The sequence below is a fragment of the Paenibacillus sp. Leaf72 genome (assembly GCF_001422685.1).
Classification (GTDB): Bacteria; Bacillota; Bacilli; order Paenibacillales; family Paenibacillaceae; genus Pristimantibacillus.
In genome coordinates, this window is the sequence record NZ_LMLV01000001.1 from 1500793 (window position 1) to 1521726 (window position 20934).

Annotated in this window: 13 protein-coding genes; 6 read left to right on the forward strand and 7 right to left on the reverse strand. The window is 46.2% G+C overall.

All coding sequences use genetic code 11. The annotated features are described in order from the left end of the window. The first annotated feature begins 235 nt into the window (after positions 1-235). Positions 236-1192 carry a ribose-phosphate diphosphokinase gene (locus ASF12_RS06440; protein WP_056031098.1) on the forward strand — a complete coding sequence of 319 codons (957 nt, stop codon included), beginning with the start codon at positions 236-238 and terminating at the stop codon, positions 1190-1192. Positions 1193-1307: 115 nt separating this feature from the next. On the opposite strand, the gene ASF12_RS06445 is transcribed toward ASF12_RS06440, so the two are convergent. Continuing rightward, complete coding sequence (locus ASF12_RS06445) at positions 1308-3074, reverse strand: AraC family transcriptional regulator (RefSeq protein ID WP_056031101.1); 1767 nt, start codon at positions 3072-3074, stop codon at positions 1308-1310. Between the two features lie 194 nt (positions 3075-3268). Between ASF12_RS06445 and ASF12_RS06450 the strand changes: the two genes are divergently transcribed. Next, the gene (locus ASF12_RS06450) at positions 3269-4234 is read left to right on the forward strand and encodes an ABC transporter substrate-binding protein (protein WP_056031104.1); all 966 of its coding nucleotides are present in this window, start codon (positions 3269-3271) and stop codon (positions 4232-4234) included. A 146-nt stretch (positions 4235-4380) separates the two neighbouring features. Here ASF12_RS06450 and ASF12_RS06455 read toward each other — a convergent pair whose 3' ends face one another. Next, positions 4381-6726 carry an endo-1,4-beta-xylanase gene (locus ASF12_RS06455; RefSeq protein ID WP_056031107.1) on the reverse strand — a complete coding sequence of 782 codons (2346 nt, stop codon included), beginning with the start codon at positions 6724-6726 and terminating at the stop codon, positions 4381-4383. A gap of 308 nt (positions 6727-7034) precedes the next feature. After that, entirely contained in the window at positions 7035-7679 is a 645-nt protein-coding gene (locus ASF12_RS06460) for a TetR/AcrR family transcriptional regulator (protein WP_056031110.1), read from the reverse strand. A gap of 343 nt (positions 7680-8022) precedes the next feature. Between ASF12_RS06460 and ASF12_RS06465 the strand changes: the two genes are divergently transcribed. The 4 genes from ASF12_RS06465 to ASF12_RS06480 all read left to right on the forward strand — a co-directional run bounded on the left by ASF12_RS06465 (position 8023) and on the right by ASF12_RS06480 (position 10962). Further along, positions 8023-8790 carry an SDR family NAD(P)-dependent oxidoreductase gene (locus ASF12_RS06465; protein WP_056031113.1) on the forward strand — a complete coding sequence of 256 codons (768 nt, stop codon included), beginning with the start codon at positions 8023-8025 and terminating at the stop codon, positions 8788-8790. A 42-nt stretch (positions 8791-8832) separates the two neighbouring features. Beyond that, positions 8833-9585 carry an SDR family NAD(P)-dependent oxidoreductase gene (locus tag ASF12_RS06470; RefSeq protein WP_056031116.1) on the forward strand — a complete coding sequence of 251 codons (753 nt, stop codon included), beginning with the start codon at positions 8833-8835 and terminating at the stop codon, positions 9583-9585. A gap of 171 nt (positions 9586-9756) precedes the next feature. Beyond that, positions 9757-10209: a hypothetical protein gene (locus ASF12_RS33520; RefSeq protein WP_056031120.1), complete on the forward strand. Its 453-nt coding sequence runs from the start codon at positions 9757-9759 to the stop codon at positions 10207-10209. A gap of 108 nt (positions 10210-10317) precedes the next feature. After that, positions 10318-10962, forward strand: coding sequence for an HAD hydrolase-like protein (locus tag ASF12_RS06480; protein ID WP_056031123.1), 645 nt, complete (start codon positions 10318-10320; stop codon positions 10960-10962). Between the two features lie 183 nt (positions 10963-11145). Here the strand turns inward: ASF12_RS06480 and ASF12_RS06485 are convergent, their stop codons facing one another. The 4 genes from ASF12_RS06485 to ASF12_RS06500 all read right to left on the reverse strand — a co-directional run bounded on the left by ASF12_RS06485 (position 11146) and on the right by ASF12_RS06500 (position 20632). Continuing rightward, positions 11146-11526, reverse strand: coding sequence for a VOC family protein (locus ASF12_RS06485; RefSeq protein ID WP_063892469.1), 381 nt, complete (start codon positions 11524-11526; stop codon positions 11146-11148). A gap of 199 nt (positions 11527-11725) precedes the next feature. Further along, a complete protein-coding gene (locus ASF12_RS06490) occupies positions 11726-17536 on the reverse strand; it encodes a PKD domain-containing protein (RefSeq protein ID WP_056031131.1) in 5811 nt (1936 codons plus the stop codon). A gap of 842 nt (positions 17537-18378) precedes the next feature. Beyond that, positions 18379-19605 (reverse strand): S-layer homology domain-containing protein, encoded by a 1227-nt coding sequence (locus tag ASF12_RS06495; protein WP_056031134.1) that lies wholly within the window; start codon positions 19603-19605, stop codon positions 18379-18381. A gap of 25 nt (positions 19606-19630) precedes the next feature. Then, entirely contained in the window at positions 19631-20632 is a 1002-nt protein-coding gene (locus tag ASF12_RS06500; RefSeq protein ID WP_056031137.1) for an S-layer homology domain-containing protein, read from the reverse strand. Positions 20633-20934: the final 302 nt, after the last annotated feature.

Here is a 20934-nt window from a genome sequence, read left to right on the forward strand (position 1 = left end):
AGCTCCTTTTTCATACTCCTTTTTCATCTCTGTTTCATCCTCTCTAGCATATCCAATTTGTAATTTGAGCTCAATATACTAAACATGATCATCGAATAAATCTTCATTGCCGCGAATAATTTTTGTAAAGACACATTGGAGATGTCCGGCACTACGATGCCAATGGTCAGCGTTTTTCATAACTACAAGCTTCAAAGCGAAAAAATCGGTGAAATGTTGTTTCTATAGGAGGCTTATGATGCAAAAAATAAAGCTTTTTTCCGGCACGTCCAACCGCAAGCTCGCTGAGCAGGTCTGCTCTTTGCTTGGGCAGCCGCTTGGCGATGTCGCTATTACCCGCCAGCAAAGCGGCGAAATTCACGTTTCCTATCAAGAGCCGATCCGCACCTGCGACGTCTTTATTATTCAAGCGATGTCCCATCCGGTTAATGAACATTTGGTCGAGCTGCTTGTGCTCATTGATGCTGCCAAACGTGCCTCGGCAAATAAAATCAATTTGATTTTGCCCTATTACGGCTATGCCCGGCAAGAGCGAAAAACCGCGCCACGCGAGCCGATTTCGGCGAAGCTAGTCGCCGAGGTGCTGACGACCGTAGGCGCGAACCGCATCGTAACGATTGATCTTCATGCCGATCCGATTCAAGGCTTTTTTGAAATTCCGGTTGACCATTTAACCGCCCTCGACCTTATTATCCATCATTTAAAAAGCAAAAATATTGAAAATCCGGTCGTCGTCTCTCCCGATGCAGGACGTGCTTCCACAGCGGAAAAGCTTGCTGGCGAGCTCAATTGCCCATTCGCCATTATGATCAAAAACCGCCCGGCCCACAACCAGACGGAGATTACGCATATTATTGGCGATGTAGCGGGCAAAACGCCGATTATCATTGAGGATTTGATTGATACCGGGAATACAATCGTCAATGTCGTTAATGCCCTTAAGCAAAATGGCGCCGGGAACGCTTATGTTTGTGCGACACATGGGCTGTTTTCGGGAGGGGCACGAAATTTGCTGGCATCGCCTAATATCAGCGAAATCGTCGTCACCGATACGATTGCGATGCAGGAGGAGCACGAGGTTTTTGGTGAAAAGCTTGTCATCCTGCCAATAGCTCCTATAATCGCTGCTGCCGTACAAATTATTATTCAGGGCGGCTCCATCGATACACAGGTAAACTCGGGCAAGGTTTAACATTTGGCTTCCTTGTTCAGCATACATGTATGCCATGTTTGCTCGCGGTTTTGGAGGATGAAGGGCTGCTGTGTCCCTTCCCATCCCTCCTTCCTCCTCGTCCTGTTTGGTTTGATTACCGCATAGGAATGGGACCCACTGCCGTGATCCGCTGCGCGATTTCCTCCGCCTGCAGCAGGGACGACAAAGGATCGGATAAAAAATATTTATTCCATTCCAAGTAAATGACTTCACATGACGGCTTTTTATCCAATTCAGACTTTAGCATCGATTGGGCAGAAGGGCTGCCCTGCGAACTATTCAGCATGAGCAAATAGTCGCCAAGAAACCTGCTAATCGCGCTTCTTTCAATTTGGGCGTATTCAAGCCTCTGCTCCATGATCTCACGGCGTACTTTTTCGGCAGGCTTGAGCCCCAGCAGCTCATAGGCAGCTCTGCCTCCACGGCCTTTGCTGTTCCCAACCAAATCGACATGCTCCGACCAATTCGGGTCAGCTATTGTAAATGTCCGCTCAGACGAAACATATGTGCTTACATGATGGCGTACTAGAGAAATTCGCCGTGCGAACTCGTCCAGCCAATTAGCCGCTTCCTTTTTTCGATTCAAAATATGACCCATCGCCTGAATTTCCTCCGCTACAGTCTGGTACGCTTCACTTTGAAAAACAACCGTTGGCGCGATGCGGGCATACGAGGCGTATGCACAGGGGTTCCAGGTAATAATCAAATCCGGCTCCAGTTCCAGCACTTTTTCCAGAGAGATTTGGTTATGGTTGCCGATATTGTTCACCTCCGCATTCATATAGGGCGCAAACCACTCCTTGCTCCCGATCAAAGAATGCGGCGCTCCTAGCGGCGTAACCCCTACCGCCAATACGTGGCCGATATCCCAATCCACGACTACCCGACTAGGCCTATCCGGAACTTGAATGCTGCCCATTGGCGTAGCAATCGTTCTTGTCCTGGTTTCGATGGATTTGCTGTTTGCCCGATTTGCCGTCCCTTCGCTATCCGTTCCTAACCATACCTTTACAGCTGAACCGAGATCTCCAGCTCCTATTTCAAAGGCTGGCCCGTGTTTTTTAAGCTGTTCCCTATAAGACATAGGTGAAATTCCAAAATTTTTTTTAAAATAACGGCTTAATGTAAATCCATTCGCATATCCCACTTGCTCGGCAATATTTTGCAGAGTCGCTTCCGTTTGTCTGAGCAGCCTCGATGCTTGGGCCATGCGAATTTGGGACAGCACACGTCCCGGGCTCGTATGCAGCCGATTTTGGAACAGACGATTTAAATAACGGGGGCTGCAATGAAAAATAACGGCTACGTGCTCAACGGTTATCTGCTCTTTATAATGCTCCGCCAAATAGCCGATGACCTGCATGGTTCGGTCAGGGCTCAAAGCTAGCGCGCGATGCTGCCGAATTTGCTTTAACAGCTCGTACAGCCATTGATAAAATTGGGCGGTCGATTGGATACGCTCCAAATAATCAATGTTTTCCCATTGCTTCTGCAGCTGCACCACATGCTCCAAAAGCGGTGAAGGATAGGACAGCTGCATGCCAAAGTGGGCATTCAAATCCGCAGCTTCCACGGGCAAAGGCCCCAAAAACATATAAACAACCCAATAAAGCTCTATCGCCTCATCGGCTATGACACTTAAATGCGCCCCTTGGCTGCCATGAATGGCATAGCAGGTATCAACCCTGTGCATTTCTTGATTCAGCCACACGATGCCTCGGCCGCGCGTTACATATAAAAAAGTGTTGGACGGGCATATTTGCGAGCTCGGTACCTGATTACTTTCATATTCATAACGCCGTACATCCAATAGCCGAATTGGCCTATTGTCCCACAGCGCTGCATACTGCTCTATATCCATTAAGAAAGCTCCTATCGTTAGCTTCAAAACAAGCATACGTTCTCATCATATATGATAACAATTCTCAATACAAATATATATCAAGTTCCGAAACGGGTATGCCCTCGGTCCGAATTGGTCATTGTACAATCTGAAAAATTCATCTAAAGTGGGATTTAAATGAAAATTGTTATCAATTAGAAAGAGGGTACAAAATGTTTAGACAACAAGCTTTTTACAAAATGGCATGCCTCGCCATGCTGGTACTTGCAGTATTTCTCGCTGGCTGCACTAATCAAGAGACTACCGATCAAGTGGAAGATGCAGTCGAAATTCCGAAAACCCGGATGATAAACACGTCCATTGGAGAGATCGAAATCCCTGCTCAGCCAGAGCGCATCATTGTAGATTGGAATATTGGGCATGTGCTCGCTGTAGGCGTCACTCCTATCGGAGTGCCTCACAGCCTTCTCGATTATGGCGAATTTATGCGCAAACCTCTGGAGAATACAGCAGATATCGGAAATCACAATCAGGTTTCACTTGAAAAAATGGTAGAGCTTGAGCCTGATCTCATTATTACATGGAGCAAAGATGCCTATGAGTCCTATTCCAAAATTGCTCCGACGGTCGTTTTCGTGCCCGACGAATATGCTTCCATGGAAGAGGAAGTGACCGCTATGGGCGAAATTCTGAATCGCCAGACGGAAGCAAAAGCATGGAACGAGCAGTTTACCCAAAGGGCAGAAGCCGCACGTAAAAAAGCACAGGCTGCCGTACCAGCTGGTGCCACCTTTACGATAGCTGATTTTAATTGGCTCACTAATGTAGGCATCGTTGGAAAAAGTGCAAACCGAGGCGGTAAAGCGGTATACGACTTGCTCGGCCTCACCCCTGCCACAAAGATTAAGCAGGACTTAATCGATAAAGGCGAGGAAAGCATGGATATCAGCTCCGAGCTGTTCGGAGAATATGTCGGCGATTATCTTCTGCTTATGAAGTCCGAGAACAGTGATAAAGAAGATATTCCCGAAATATGGGCGGGGATGGATGCCATGAAAAACAACCGGGTTTATGAGCTCGATATTCATAAATACCTTTCTGCTGATCCTTATACGACGATTTATCAGGCAGAAGAAATTGCTGAAAAATTAGCTGCCAAGCAAACTAAGCTGGAATAAGTGAAAGAGTAGAGCATAATAGACTTGCTCACGTGTTAAATAATCGTCTTCTTTTGGCGGACAGGCTGGTTCAGCAGGACGTTAAAAAAGGAAGTGCAGAAAGGCAACGATCTGCCTTCCGCACTTCCTTTTTTTCGTTTCCCCTGTTAGCTAGGCTCCGTGCCCCACACTAAATTTCCGTTTTGATACAAGGTGACCTTCGTATAATCTGCATAAGTCGTCCGTGTCGAGTTAAAAGAATAATCATCCGTCTCGCTGAAATTTGTCCAATCGCTCTTATGAATGCGCGTATGAATTTCGCCAGATGTCCCGCCCGCTGGGATGCTGCCCGCGCCAGAGCCAAAGGACAGCTCTACATAATAATCGGCGCCTGTCCGCGGTGTACTCAGCTTGACGAAGCTGCCCGATACATGACCGTTGCCTACTTGGGCATAGTCGCTGAAGAAGTTTTGCTGTTTTTCCCCGTCAATCGTATACCAGTAGCGGATCTTTAGTCCGCTCATTGCGACGGGAGTCGTCCCGTTATTTTTTATGATGAACTGCGGCTTAAGCTGGTTATCCCCTGCATTATTATCCCCTAGTCGATAAGCTACTGCTAAGGCGCCAGAAGGCTGCTCCGGATCGGTCGTACCGCTTGGTGTGGCGACAGCTTCAGCCGAGGCTGCTCCCGTCCCAGCGCTGTTGGCCGCCTGAATAATATAATAATAGGTCGTTCCGTTCGTAACGGCTGTGTCATTATAGACGCTGCCAGATACATCAGCAGAAAGCGTTGTATATGGCCCGCCGCTCGTCGTTGCCCGTTTTACCGTATACGAGGTCGCGCCGGCTACCGCATTCCAAGCAAGCTGAACCTGCATGCTGCCAGCTGTCGCTGTTAGGCCAGTCGGTGCAGCAGGAACGAGCGGCCCCTCAGGCGTCTGGACCGCTTCCAGCACCGACCAATAGGCAGGCTTGGACTGCAAACGCTCGTCGAACAGCAGCGGCCAATTGTTGCGGGTTACCGGGAAGGTGCGAAGCCACGTATGCGCATCGTCCTTGCCCCATAAGGTTACATTCGTTACGGTGTCCGTATGCCGCAAAAATACCTGAAATAGCGCTTTGTACAAATTGGCTTGGCGCTGCTTCAGCTCCGCGGGGAATGTATCATAGGCTTGCGAATTATCCGAATAGACGCTAATGTCCAGCTCCGTAATATGCGTCTCCAGTCCAAGCGCTTTGAACTTGATGATGGAGCTTTCAATTTCCGCAAGTGTTGGATAATAAAGACTAATATGCGTCTGGTGGCCAACGCCATCAACCGGAACGCCTTTGGCCTGCAAACGGGTAATTAAGTTATACAGTGCCTGGCTTTTTGCCGATTCATGCGTATTGTAATCGTTAATGAACAGCTTCACGGTCGGGTCCACTGCGTGGGCGAACTCGAACGCTTTTTCAATATATTCTTCCCCTGCAATTTGATACCACAGGCTGCGGCGCAAGCCATCTGGCTGCGATGCATCGATAACCTCATTAACTACATCCCACGCATAAATTTTGCCCTCATATCGTTCCATTACAGTCTGAATATGATTTTGCATGCGTGCATACAGCACCGCTTTGCTGACTAAATTTCCGTTCGCATCACGAAACACCCAGTCAGGTGTTTGTGAATGCCAGACTAGTGTATGCCCGCGCACTTGCTGGCCATTTTGCACTCCGAAAGCTACCGCAGCATCTGCCTCCGTAAAATTAAACACATTCTCCTGCGGCTCCGTGCTGTCCCACTTCAGCACATTGCCAGGCGTGACGCTGTTAAAATGCTTGGAAAGCAGCTGTTTATCCGGAACGGTCAGCAGCTCATCATTGGTAAAAGCTGAGCCAATTAAAAATTTCCCGGCAAAAGCAGCTTTAAGCGACGGTATGTCTTCAATTATAATTGGGCCAAGATCCGGCTGCCGCTCAAACCGGAAATCATCAAGGTAAAAGGAAGCGGTTGCACTTCCTGGCACCTCAAAATAAACCGCTACCTGTGTGGCCGGCTCTAGCATTTTGAATGTAGCCTGCAGCTTCGTCCAGCCGCTCGCTGTGACCGCTCCAGATGCGATATTTTCATACCGGGTACCAGCAGGCAATGTGCGCTGAAGAGACATTGAAATATTGGCGTTTGCTGCTCCAGCAGGCAGCTTGACCCAACCAATAAACTCATACGTTTGCCCAATCTCAAGCTGGCTTGTCACATCAAGCGAAGGCCCATGCCAAGTGCTTGTGCGTCCACTTACCGCCAAGCCGTATGCTCCGCTGCGCGCTGCTGCTGCATTTGCAGCCAAAACCTCCACACCGCCGCGGCCAACCCATTGCTGCACCGTACCATCCTCAAAATCGCTTTGCTGAAGCAAGGTATTCCCGGTTTCCACCGCTTGCACAGGCTTTGCCCAGTAGAGGGGAAGCAATAAACTTACGATAATTAGAAATTTAAGCGCTTTCATAAATGGGTAAAGCTGACGATTGCTCATTCTTTAATTCACTCCTTTTCCTATTCGGGTATGGTAACCACTCACAAATCCGAAGTACTGTCGTTCCACCTACTTAAACGAAGATAACGACTTATACTTGTCTATATTTTTAGACAGACGCGCCTCCTCCCTATTTTGGTTGGAAGAGCCGACCCTTTTGCAAGAAAGATACCCGATAGTTAGAGCTGGGAACGACCCCTATGAAAAATTATACATCTTCCTAGCTGAGCCTACAATATCAATTAATAGAAAAATTTGTAACAAAAGCTTGATCCTTTGCCCTAACGAACGCAAGCTTCTCCTAGGCATTACTGATTATAAGGGGAATAGACACTTACGGTTGGAGCAGACGAAGGCGCATTTTTTTTGAACGTGATTTTGTCCATTTTGCGATTTACCAGCCCAATTAACTGGTCCGCCATGTAGGAGGTGGAATATTTAAAGCCCGATTCTTCCCAATAAAGAATAACGCCCATTGCAGCTGACATCTGGTAGCTGAGCAAAATTTCGTAGTCTAGAGCAGGGCTGCCCACATCCATAGTTATGTGCATATCGCGCCTCATCGACTCCCGAAGCACGTCGTAAAGCTCAAACCCAAAGCTGCGATCTACGGAAAGCAGCGCCTGAAATTCATCTTTATGTTTTTCAATATGGTCAAACAGCTGCAGCGCCGAAGGATAAATATCTTCAGCCTTTACCAGATCCATCCCCTCGTATGGAATAAGCAAAGTCTCTGCAAAGCCAAGCAGAAATTCGCTACGTATCTCTTGCAGCAGCTCTTCTTTGCCGACAAAATGCTTATAAAAAGTTCCGCGATTGTAATCCGCCCGCTTTGCCACATCAAGTATGGTCACAGCCTCATATCCTCGCTCTAATATGAGCGACACGAATGCAGCTTTAATCGCTTGACGCGTCCTTCTCGTCCTTCGGTCCAGTTGCTTCTCCGTTGCCAATGCGCTCAGCCTCCAAAGCCTATAGGTAATGTTGTCCCTATTATATCTCATTCGATATTCCATAATAAATGTTATCTAATCTCCCACACCTATTAAACACCCAAAGCTTGCATACAGTGGAATACATTTATACATCATAAGCAAAAATCAACAATTAAGTTTCATATGTTCAATTTCCGTCTATAAGTAGACATACATTCTTTACCTGTCACTTACGTGACATTTAAGAAAGTATTGATTATTGTCGTGACAACAATGTGAAGTGTAACCTGTAATGGCACACATACAACTTATTCATACAAGCTGCGCTCGACTAAATTATACGATAAGGATGAGATAAAACATGGTTACAACAACAACGAAAACCGCAGTCATTACAGGCGCCGCTGGCGGTATTGGAAAAGAGCTTGCCCGCCGTTTTGTAGAGCGTAAAGTTAATTTGGTACTGGTAGACTTGAAGCTTGAAGCTTTGCAGCAAGTCGTTGCTGAGCTTGGCCTAGACGATTCCAACTCCCTAATCGTTGCAGCAGACGTCTCCAAAGAAGAAGATGTTGAAAACTACGTAAATAAAGCCGTGGAAAAATTCGGCACAATCGATTATTTCGCTAACAATGCCGGCATCGAAGGTCCATCCGGGCTCATCGAAGAGCAAAGCGTGAAAGCACTTGACCTTGTATATAACGTTAACGTTCGCGGCGTATTCCTTGGTCTTCACTACGTCGTTCCTGTTATGAAAAAACAAAAATCCGGCGCGATTTTGAACACTTCATCACTGGCGGGCCTCATGGGCGCACCTGGCATGTCCCCATATATCATGTCCAAGCATGCCGTAATCGGCTTGACTCGCGTTACAGCTAATGAGCTTGCTCCGCTTGGCATTCGTGTCAACGCCGTTCTTCCAGGTACGATCAATACGCGCATGATGCACCAAATTGAAGAAAACTTCGGCAATCCAGAGGCATTCAAAAAAGCCAATGAAGCCGCAACGCCGATGGGCCGTTACGGTGAGCCGGAAGAGGTAGCTGCTGTAATGAATTTCCTTCTGTCCGATGAAGCATCTTTCGTTACGGCATCGCTTTATACGGTCGATGGCGGTATGGTTGGACAATAACAAATAAATATATACAACGAATCGAAAAGGAGACTATCTACAATGAAGCTTGAAAATAAAGTCATCATCATTACAGGTGCGGGAAGCGGCATTGGACGTGCGACTGCCTTGAAGCTTGCGGCCGAAGGCGCTATCGTCGTATCCTCCGACTACAATGAAGCTACTGCCAAAGAAACAGCTGAATTGATCAAGCAAGCTGGCGGACAAGCTTCCGCAATCCGCGCTGACGTTTCCAGCGTGGAAGATGTTAAAAACATGATCGACAAAGCAGTTGAAACGCACGGTACGCTTGATGGAATTTTCAACAATGCCGGCGTTGGCGACATTCGCTCCTTTGAGGATCACACACCAGAATACTTCAACCATGTTATTTCTGTAGACCAATTTGGCGTGTACCTGGGCATCTATTATGCCTCGAAGAAAATGAAAGAGCTTGGTGTTAAAGGTATTATTGTAAGCACCGCCTCCATCTTCGGTTACATGGCTGCTAAAGGCAGCTTTGCTTACCAAGCTGCTAAGGCTGCTGTTGTCATGATGACAAAATCGGCAGCACTGGAGCTTGCTGATGCGGGCATTCGCGTAACTGCAGTCGCACCAGGCTTCATCGAAACACCGATTATCAAGGATGGCGATGATTTCAAAAATTTCCTTGCTGAGCAGCATCTGAGCAAAAAGCTCATTCAGCCGGAGCAAATTGCTGATGTTGTAGCTTTCCTCTTCTCCGAAGAAGCTTCCGCAATCAATGGACAAACGATTCCTGTTGAAGATGGCTTCCTCATCTTTAAACGCTCTTAATTGCTACAAACAAGCAGCATCTGCCGATTACTGGCAGGTGCTGTTTTCTTTTTCTGATTAGTGTATTGTTCCTAATTAGGAATATAGGACTATTCATTTTCTAGTTAAAAAGATCGAAATAGTACTAGGATATGGATTATTATATTTTTATAAACAGAAGGAGAATTATCTATGAAATTCCAAACTATTTTGGCCGAAAACACTGAATTAAAAATTACTACTGGTTTTGCAGGACGCTTTTCCGTATTTATTAATGGCAATAAAATTGAAAAATCAAATGATGGCTACCTCTTCCCGCTCAATGGAGAGACGCAGCAAATTACGGTTAGACGGGCGATGCTTGATAACGTACCGAAGGTGACATGGAATGGCCGCGAAGTGCTGCTCGCAAAAAAACTAAAGAGCTATGAATGGATTTTGAGCGCATTGCCTCTGCTGCTGCTCTTTTTGGGCGGTGCTGTAGGCGGTGCAATTGGTGCCATTGCCATGCTTGGAAACGTTAATCTATTCCGCAGCCAGCTTCCTACTGCCGCGAAAGTCCTCCTCTCCCTGCTTATCTCAGGCTCCGCTTTTATCGTCAATATTCTTGTCGCTATGTTCATTTATTCGATGGTCAACGGCTAGAGAAATGTTAAAATGCCCATACCCGCAAAGCTCCGTCATGAACTACCCTTGTTGTTATCGTCTACTTTTTATAGTATAAATAGGCATAACAAGGGAGCTGATACTGGTATGTACAAGCATGTTATTTTTGATTTTGACGGTACGATTGCCGACTCTGCTGCCGCTGTATTTACCATCTATAATGAAATGGCGGCACAATATCGTTTTAAGCCTGTAACCGAAGAGGAATATAAGAAGCTGAGCCAGCTATCTTTGCAGGAGCGATTTAAAGCGCTTGACGTTCCCTTTTATCGGTTTATGCTGTTTCGCAAAATCAGCAAGGAATTCAAACGGAAATACAATGAGCATGTTGCTTCGATTCCATTTTGTGACGGGATGCAAGATGTATTAAGCCATTTGCTGCAAAGCGGCATCAAGCTATCCGTTATTACATCCAACGCTGCAAACAACGTCGCAGATTTTTTGCAGCCTCGTGGCATTCACACCCTGCATGACATACGCAGCTCCAGCGGTCTGTTCGGAAAGCATAAAACCATTCAAACCTATTTGAAACAAAACCGGCTCCGGCCAGACGACGTGATCTACGTCGGCGATGAGCTGCGGGATATTGTAGCTTCCCATAAATGCGGCATTAAGGTAATCGGAGTCACTTGGGGACTCGACCCTAAAGAACTGCTGGAATCCGGCAAACCTAGTTTTTTAATTGACCAGCCCCAAGAGCTTTTACGTCTAATAGAATCCACCTCTCCTTAACTTCACAGGAGTCGAAAACATACCAGCCTCTACTGAGTGAAAATCTGCCTGTGCAAAATTTACTCATGAAAAATCCCCTATAAGTAAATTGTAACGAGCTTGCTCCACACTGTTTACTTATAGGGGATAATATAAAGCAGGGCTGACCTTTACTTACCATCAACTTTTTTACTTCTCAAATAATCATACTAAGTACTGTGATAATTCAATGAGGTTCCGATCTGGATCTCGAACATAAACAGAGACAATCGGGCCAAGGGCTCCTGTTCTTTTTACTGGCCCTTCCTCAATTTCAACCCCATTTTTATGTAAATGATGCACGACCTCTTCTATGTTTATATCAGTAATAAAACATAAATCGGCAGACCCAGGTAAAGGGTGCTCAGCTTTGGGTTCAAATTCTTTTCCAGCCTCATGCAAATTTATTTTTTGATTACCAAAACGCAAAGCTTTTCGATTCACACCGAACGTCTCTTCCTTCATTCCCAAAACTTGTGTATAAAAGTGTATAGTCGCTTCTAATTTACTGACAGTTAAAACGAAATGATCAAGCCGTTTTATCATCATTTTCCCTCCAGTTTCGACAATCTACGTACTGCTTCAATCTATTTGGCAACAAATTATACCAAAAAAGTGACAACAACAAAATATTGCTTTTAATTTCGCTATAATTAAGAGCCTGCTGCTATACATTGGAACGGCCCAGCAAATCTGCATAGACCAGATGAGCCGTCCTGATTATTCTAATTGCACAAAATAAACTCTATCGCACGCGATGAACACCCAGAACATCATTAATCGTGCCATCTATCGACACCTGGACAACATCCTGCTTCACTGTTCCATTATTATAATGAGCTGTAAATGTGAAGCTTAATGTTCCTTTGTTAAGCTTTTCAAAGGAAGCATCCCATAGCGCGCCAGCCCATAATGTGCCCGCCGTATTTTTCACCTCCAGCTTCGTTTTATAGCTGTTCATGGCAACTTCAACGCGCTCTGGCTTCGTATCCGTCCCTGTTTCTGTCGCATTCGCTACCAAAATGAACTTTTCGCCTGCCCAAAATACGCTGTATGCACGCGGAGTTTCTTCATCTCCGCCCTGCTTTTTGTTATAGGATTTACGAATGCTGTTCCAATCGTCCGTATGATTGACCATTCCCGCCACTTTCAGCGGCTGCACTTGAACGGTTTGGGAGATCGTTACTGGTTCGGCTAAACCGTCATCTACCGTTACGCTAAGCTGCCATGCGCCAGTCTGCTCCATTTTGAGCTTCGGCCCTGTCTTGGCGTAAGGATAGGAAACGGTATACTCGTACGCATATTTTTGCCCGGAAGGCGACTGAAGCTCCATCTTTAGAGCCAGCGTATCTTTGTCCGGATCAGCTGCAATCGCCTCGAACGTTACCATATCCCCTTCAAAAATCGGTTTCGGAGACCAGTCTACATCAATCGTTGGCGGGCGATTGGTCACAAAATAAATATACGCATATTTCCCTAGATTGCCCGCTACATCCGTATCTATGACCGTCAATCGATACGCTTGTCCGGGAATTAATCCTGTTACTTGATGAGAACGTGCCGCCTGCTGCAGGGCTATGCTGTATTCGGCCGAACCATCGCCATTTAAATCAATCGTCGTCACACTGCCATCTGTATGAACCTTTTGCATATAAAAGACTCGAGCTGCATGGCCTGAGGATGGGGACGCATCGCTAAAAGCATTAAAATTAACCGTTACCGAGGTCGGTTTGATTTCGAGCTGCTCCTCCACATCATCCGGCTGCACGGTATCCACAAAGAAATAGCCGTTGCTGCTGTAAGGCCCCCATACATAACTGTCATAGGCTCTCGCTTTCCAATAATGCAGACCTTCCTGCAAATTGAATGCTGGTATATGACTGGCTGCAGCACTCGCCATATTAGTGTCCAGCACCCTGCGATCCACAGCATGGAAAAATACCTCATAATCGATTGCTGTGATTTGGTCATTTTCAGGATCAACAGTAAATACACGCAAATTCGGACGATTGTTATTCGTATAGATCGGCTCCGAGGCTGTTGCCCCGTTGTAGCTAAGCAAGTAGGTTGTTGGCGGCGAATCAATGATAAAATATACGACATTGCTATCATCCGACCATACTCCACGGCTGAATACACGCCCCTGTACCTTCACCTTGCGTCCAATATCTATCGTGCCTGCTTCAAGCTGGAAGCTGGCATCACTGCCCGGGTATTCTACCTCCAGCGCCGTTTGGCCATTATCCACATACGTTAGTTTCAAATAAAACTGTTCCTGCGGATCATTTTCTTTATCCCGATATATCCACTTTAGATTAGGCTCGTTAAGGACAACTGTTGGTGCAGAAGAAGAACCAGCAGGATAGGTAATGACCATTTCCGGCTTGGACTGATTGACTGCAGGCAGCGCTTCCTTATAAACTCTCGTCTCCGCCCAGAAACTCCATGCCCCATGCATGTCCTTCACCTGCTCCTGAACGATCAGCTCGATGCCGGGACGGCTATAAAGCAATCTTTTCCCTGTTGTCCAAGCGCTTTCGTCCGCCCAGCGTGTCCGAAACAAACGATCCGCCAAATAACCGGGAACATCCGGGTCATACGACGTATCGTGCGTCAAATAATCCAACGCTTCCCCTCCAGCGTAAATGGTGCCCGTAAACCAAATATTCGGCTGCGCGATCGGTCTGCGGTGCACATAAAGCGATTTTGTAATAGGCTCCGAGAACAAACGGTAATCAGCCAGACCGGGATTATCCTGTGCCGAATAGGTTATTGCATACAGTCCAGGCTCTTCGAGCGAATTTAACGCAGTTCCGAAAGCTCTCCCATCATACTGGCTAAGGCCAAGCGTATTGGCAAAATAATTTGGGTTATGCGCGTAGCTCCATTTTTCCGCTAATTTCGCATCCGTCTCAGGATCATTAAACAGCTTATTGTATAAAATCTGTTCTCCTATAAGCACGGCTTCATAAGTTTCCTCTGGAATAGAATCGCCATAATTGGTGCGCTTCACTTGGCTAAACGAGGCCTGCTCCTGACCAAGCGACATTAAGCCTGCTGAGCCTTTTTTGTAAGTAGCGTCCGTCGCTTCAAGCTTGTTAACCCCATTAATAGAAACTCGGTGTACACCTGCGAGCGATTCTAGCCTGAAAGCATAAGGGATACCCGCACTTCGCGGCATGGCTGCCTGAGCCAAAACGGTCTTGTTGCCGCTCGTCACTTTGTAAAGCGTAAGGGAACTGCTCGTCCACTCCAATGCGTACATATTTTTTTCATCTTGAATTTGAATAGCTGCCCCTACTGGTCTATCATTCGATAAATGATTAATGGATAGCTCAAATTCAAGCACCTGATTTCTCATTATGCTATTCGGATCGTAAAGCAGTCCGCCCCATGCCTCACTATCAATCTCAACCGTAGCATCGTTTAGCAGACGCGGCAAATCTCCTGTTGATTCACCTGTGAAAGGAATCACTACTTTTTTGCTCGTGAGTGAGCCTGAATATGGTCCCGTATAGATAACATCTGTTCCGATGCCTAAAACCGAACCATTCGGAAGGACATTGGATGAAGCGTTAAAAGCAACTCCATCATAGCCATTTCCATCTGAATATTTCATCGTTTCCGTCACAAAATAGGCTTTGTTCTCATAAGTTTCCGCACCTAAAGTCGGCGTTTGATTAATGCCCAATACACCTGCCCAATGCTGTAATTTTTGAAATGTTGAGCTTGCCCAAACTTGCTGGCCACCCGATGTCTGATAAGTGATTTTATTAAATAGCTTCACACCGGATGCCATTGCCCAAAATTCATCCGAAGGCTGTGAAAAAGGGCCGATCAGGCCTGTTTTAGGCCATAAAATTTGCGTCATAATCGGATCGCTTGGCGACGGGCTTTTATCATTGGCCACTATAAAATGATCCAGCATTCGGTATGGATTTCTATCATCGTTTCTCGTTATGGAACCGTCCGGCATTATCAAAAAACCATACGGCGTTGCCATAACTCCTGACTTATTTACCGCTGTTTTCGCGAGCTCGTAAGGGAATTTCAATACATCAATCGTGCCGCTGTTTTTCTCCGGCCTCGTAAAGCTATTCGTTGCTGTACCGTAAGACAGAACGCCACTCACCTGAGAATATCCGTAATTTCCAAACTCAAAACGCATGGAAGTCGCATAGCTTTTCATTCGGTCAGCAGACATCGTAATAGCAGAAAGCATGCCATTGCCCGTAACATGATTGGCTATAAGCTGACCATTAGGGTTTACGACATAAAATAATGCCGTCCAATTATCTTCCGTACCTCTTCGCATGTTGGCAGCCACTAACAAATTGCCATTTGCATCGACATCTACACTGCCGATCTGGTAAACGTTCCATGCATCTATTCCCGCATGCACAAGCTTTGTCCAATACAGCGTTTTTTGCGCGACAGAATATTTAGCTACATAAAGCTTTTGCCGAATATCGAATGTCCGTCCTCCGTTGCTTTCCCGATACGCGACATATAGAAACTGCCGATCTGGCGAAAAAGCAGTGCCGATGACCTTATTGCTCGGATCGTCCCAATAGCTGCTGCCCGCTGCACCTCCAGTCGCTGGGGGTGCGATGTTAGGGTATTCCTCCAATAGCTGCCCGGTCTCGATGTCATATATGCGCAGCGCATCCCCAGAAACATTCACTGTCCCTTCTTCTAGAAAATAAGCCTGCTTCATTTGGGTTGGATGATATTGATAAAATGCCCCTTTGAATGTACTTCCGGGATGCACATACGTATGTTCAATCTGGCCTGTCCATACATCACGAATGGAAAACACCCAGTTTTTAGACTCTGGCGGTTTGTAGCTATAAGCATAATAATACCCAGCCTCGGTCATCACTGTCGTTTTGTAGCCAGCATAAATTTGACCGATACTGCCTTCCCATGCCGGCAGCGGCTTCACCTTTTTCGCCAAGTTATAGCTTCCATTAAAATCTGCCCATAGCGCATTGCGGGTCGTCAGATTAACTCCATTTGATTTCCAGCTTGCCTTATTTGTCGCCCCGCCTTCATATGGCGTCTTATTAACCCATGATCGCAAAATCGATTCCGGAGAATATGAGGTAATTGGCGGACCGCTGCTCTCCCCCTGATCCGGCTGCTGCGTCAGGCCGACTGCAGTAAAATCTACACTTGGCGCGCGATTAATAATGTCCGTTGCCACAATAGCAGACTGTGCTGACAAGCCATAATCCTCCGTAACCGTTGCCCGGTACTGCCGCTTGCCAACTGTCGCATATTTTACACTATGCACCTCCTTGTAAGTCCCGTTATACAACGTGTGCCATGGTTCCTCATTAAAATCGCCATCATTGTCACCATCGTAACGCTCTTCAAGCAAAAGGCGCTCCAGCTTGTCGCCATCTGGGCTGCTTGCATCCATATAAATCGTGTTTTCGTTATCGCGCACGCCTTGCTCGGCAGCTAAAAACGCCACTACAGGCGGCTGATCAGGAACAACCTCCAATGGATAAGCCGTCCATTCGCTTTCTCTCCCTTGAGAATCATGGACCTTGCCTTCAAGAGTGTAGGCTCCTAGCTGATCCGGTGCTTTAGCAGGCCATACACCGACCGTATAAGGACCACTATCATTTTTCTTATAGCGAATTTCCGACTTGCTGAAATCAATGGTCACTCCCCGCTCCGACAGTGGTGAAAACGAGTTATTCAGATGATAAGGCTGCGGGAAGGACCTCCCCTGAATCCAGCGCGTTACACCAGAAATGATGGCGACTGGTTTCGGGTCATTGACATAAAGCAACGCCGTATCTGATTGGCTTTCATAGTCGTTAGATACATTCAGCGTAGCCTTATAAACGCCCGGTTCATTAAAGGTCACCGTGGGATGAGAGAAAGCTTTTTGATCAAAATTAAATTTGTCTAAATTTTCAGTTAATTCCCACGAATAATCGGTATATCCTCGGGCTGTCGCCGATAATGTAGCCCGATCACCGGTGAAAATGGAGGTTGGACTCCAGTTTGCATTCACTTCGAGGATTGTTCTTGGCGCAGGCGTCGGCTCGGATCCTCCATTGGAAGCTGTAGCGATTGGCGTAGATGCTCCCGGCTTTGTAACGGTCGTCGTGCATTCAATGGCCTGCTCCGCTGTCGTTCCGTCCGTGAATGTGACTATGGCGCGCATGACAAATGTCTCGGTGAAGCTGTCTCGGCCACTCAACTGGGCCTTCGGTATTGTGAATGCAAATTTATAGCTGATCGTATCCAATACTTGAGCTACGGTCTGCGTCTGATATTGGGTCCCGTCTTCAAGGCGGCCAAACACTTTCCAGTTTTTTATTTTGAGCGAGCCTCGCTGCTTTATCGTTGCAGTAATTGTTGAGTTTACAGCAACGTCTTTGTCTGCAAAGGCTATTATTGATGGATCAGCTTTGCAGGAGCAGTCGAGGTAGGGCTGGTCTATTGGAGGTAGTTTTTCGTATGTGACTCGGACTTCACCTTCGTAATAGTAGGTTTGTCCTGTCCAATCAGTGATTGCAGAGATTGGGTATTTCATTCCTATTGCATTTCCCGTGCACCCATTACATTCGTTGTAGTCCCAAGTAGTGTTGCTTTTATCCATTGGAACTACTATTGAAATATAACCAAATCCATCTTTTCCTTTCTTTGCATCCACAACCTTATGATATATTTCCCTACTGTCCTTTGTTGTGGCAACTGCATTTACAATTCCAATACTTGACGAAATTAATTTACTGATATTAACAGGTTTATCTTGAAAAGCATACCAAGTTGGCCCATTAAATTGGGGGTTTGTAACAACGGCCCACCCTTGTGAATCCTTCATCTGGTTGGATATAGTTTTTCCAGTAGCATCTTTTGATGGCAATATACCTGGGCAAATTGATAGGCCCCCCTGCCAACACGCGTCTCCAATAGGAGGAGTAACGTTATAAGTAACACCATCAATACCTTTGAATACCCATTCTTTTCCGCTGGAACGTCTATTTACTGCAAAGTACATATCTGGATTGTAACCTTCAGCTGTAGCTGTCACTTTGGATCCCGAGAACTTTTTCACTGTAATCTCATCATTCGCGAAACTAAAATTATTTTGTGAACTTCCTGAATTAGTTAGTTTCAATTTGCCCTTACTATCAGCTACCATTGTCCATAGTTCAAAGGATTTTATCTTGTATCCATCTGGAAAAGGTGCATTTACAGTAGTAGAATTACTTCTGCTTGATGAAAGATCGAAATAACCATCCTTTCCCAACTTTACTTTATAGCTTTTTGTCATCGTCTCTGAACTAGCTACAGCTGCTGATATAAATGATGGTTGAGAAGGAAAAATACCTATTACTATTGAGAAAATCAATAGCAAGGACATTATTTGTTTTATTTTGCCCATATGTCTTTAACTCCCGTCAAATAGTAGTCTTTTTGACCACTATAAGTTCTAAGATGAATAGGAAAACCACCGTATTTTCCCAACTGTTTCTCGATATCAGTTTTCGGAATAAACGGCAAAGACCAGGCATGCTCGACATTACCTTTTTTACCGAAGTATAGTGTCATTTTATTTCTAAAAATTCCTTCACGTTCGATAGTTTTCATATCATAGTAATTATATTTATCTTGAATTGCAGTCGCTCCAACATCGCCTTCAGTGTACATATAGAAGCTACTAGCCGCACTTTCACTACGGTTAGCGTCAACAACAAGATTTTTGCCGACGAGTTTATATCCAAATACTAATCCTGGCGTTTTTTTAGGATCGACAAACTTTCCATATATTTGGAATTTAGCACCATCCAAATACTCAGCATAATAGCCGTTTTTATCGAGTGGATCCATAATAACGAGTTGCAAAATAGAAACCTCAAAATCTTTTCTCATTTCCTTCGTAAACGGTAGCTTCACCAAATCATCTTGGCCTAACATAGTAATCACATTATGATCATGCCATTTAATCTCAGCGGCACTAGAAGCCCCCTGATCCACCGATAGCTTCCCGCCACCAGCAAGCTTCAGCAGGCGCGTGACGATAACCGCCGCTTGTGCCCGAGTAGTCGTCCCATCTGGATCTATCGTTTCCGCCTTGGCACCTGTGCGCGACAGCAAGCCCGCATTCACGGCGCGGAACATCAACTCATCCGCCGTAAGCTTCGCACCGCGGTACTCAGCATTTGCTCCACGAACGGCAAGCTTAGCCATTTCCACGCGTGTTACCGCCTTGCTCAGATCGCCCGTAAAATCGCCTGCGGCATAGATTTTCGCATCAGTCAGCGCCTTCTGATAGCCTGCATACCACGGCTTGCCAGCAGGAGCTGCTGCTGCCTCCACCTTCGTCGTCAGCGCAATAACCTTGAGCAGCTCCGCACGCGTAATCGGATTTTGCGGCTTAAACGTTTGATCCGGATACCCGTTCAAAATTCCCGCCTTCACCGCAGCTTCAATCGATTCCTTCGCCCAGTGTCCTGAAATATCCTTAAACACAGGCGCGGCTGCCTCAGCAACTTTAGAATCTACGGACGTTAACGACAACGTAACCGTAAACACTACCGCCACCAACACTAGCCATACAATAGAGCCTTTCCACCATTGCAATCCCATTTTCCCCATCTTATTTAACCTTCTTCCGATTAGATTAGTTTGCATAAATAATAATAGCCAAAGACTTGCTGGCCCTACTTTTGTCCATTATGATTTTCTTCCCCTTATAGGTTTTCAGCAGTCTAGCCTCTAACGCTTTTCCAGCGTCCAGCTTGACCGCATCCCGGTAAGCCGTATCCGCAGACTCGCCTACATAACGGGCCAAGAGTTCCATTAACAACTCCTTATGTAATGAGGGCTTCTCATATAGCCATATCATCGTTGCTTTTTTCCTGCTGTCATACTCCAACACTAATTTATAATCTGCAGGTTTTCCGCTGCCTTCAGGATTAAGCAGCACCGTTTGACCACTAACCATCACATCGCCCGAAAAGCTTTCGAGTGACAAAACCAGCTGCTTCAGCTCCCCCGTAGATGTATAAGCGGACTGCTCCGTAATGCCCCCAGCAGCCCGAAGCTGCGCAGACTGCCAATTCAGCAACCGATAAATGACCACAATCGCTTCCGCACGCGTCATCTTGCGGCCCATCCCGATCCTCCCGGCAGTATCACCCTTCATTAGGCCAAGCTGCTTGGACATATAGACATAGCCTTTCGTGCTCCCCGCCTTGTCCTCGCCTGCTGCCCGAACGAAAAGCCTCGCCGCTTCTCCGCGCGTGATCGCGTGATTCGGCTTGAACTTGGCAGAATCATATTCCGTCATCTTCAATAGACTGAGCTTCAATCCGGCAGCCAAATAAGGGCGGAACCATCCGGTGTCATCCAGAAAAGGCGTGTCCATATTGGCGACCTTAAGCTGCTGTGCTTTTACGACTGCGGCAAGCAGCTCCGCTCGAGTTACCTGCTTATTCGGTCGAAAGGTACCATCCGCATAACCGCTCACATAACCGGATTGTACCGCCTGCTCCACGGGAATACGGGCCCAATGGCCGTCCATATCGTTTAGCTGCTGCTTCGCCTCTGCTGCCTGGGCATGCAATACTGGATTAAAGGCAAGCGCTACAACAACCGTTAACATAAATTGATTTTTCTTCATGCGGGGACTCCTTCATAGGTAAAATGGCACAGCCCATCCCCCCATAAAGCGCAAAAAAGCACGCAAAAAACCCAGGAGGATTTAAGCGTGCTTCGCTTCATAATTATTTTATACTTTACCCTATTTTATAAAATATTGTCAATCCATTTTTCGGATCTTTTCGTCACAAAAACTCACCAAACTCCTCATTACTCTCCTAAATACGCTGATTTTCTGCATAAATAACCAATTTTCTACGTTCAGCAGCCGTTATGCAAGCTATCCAAGCCTAGTCGCTCCTCTTCTTTCACTTGTGATTTTTT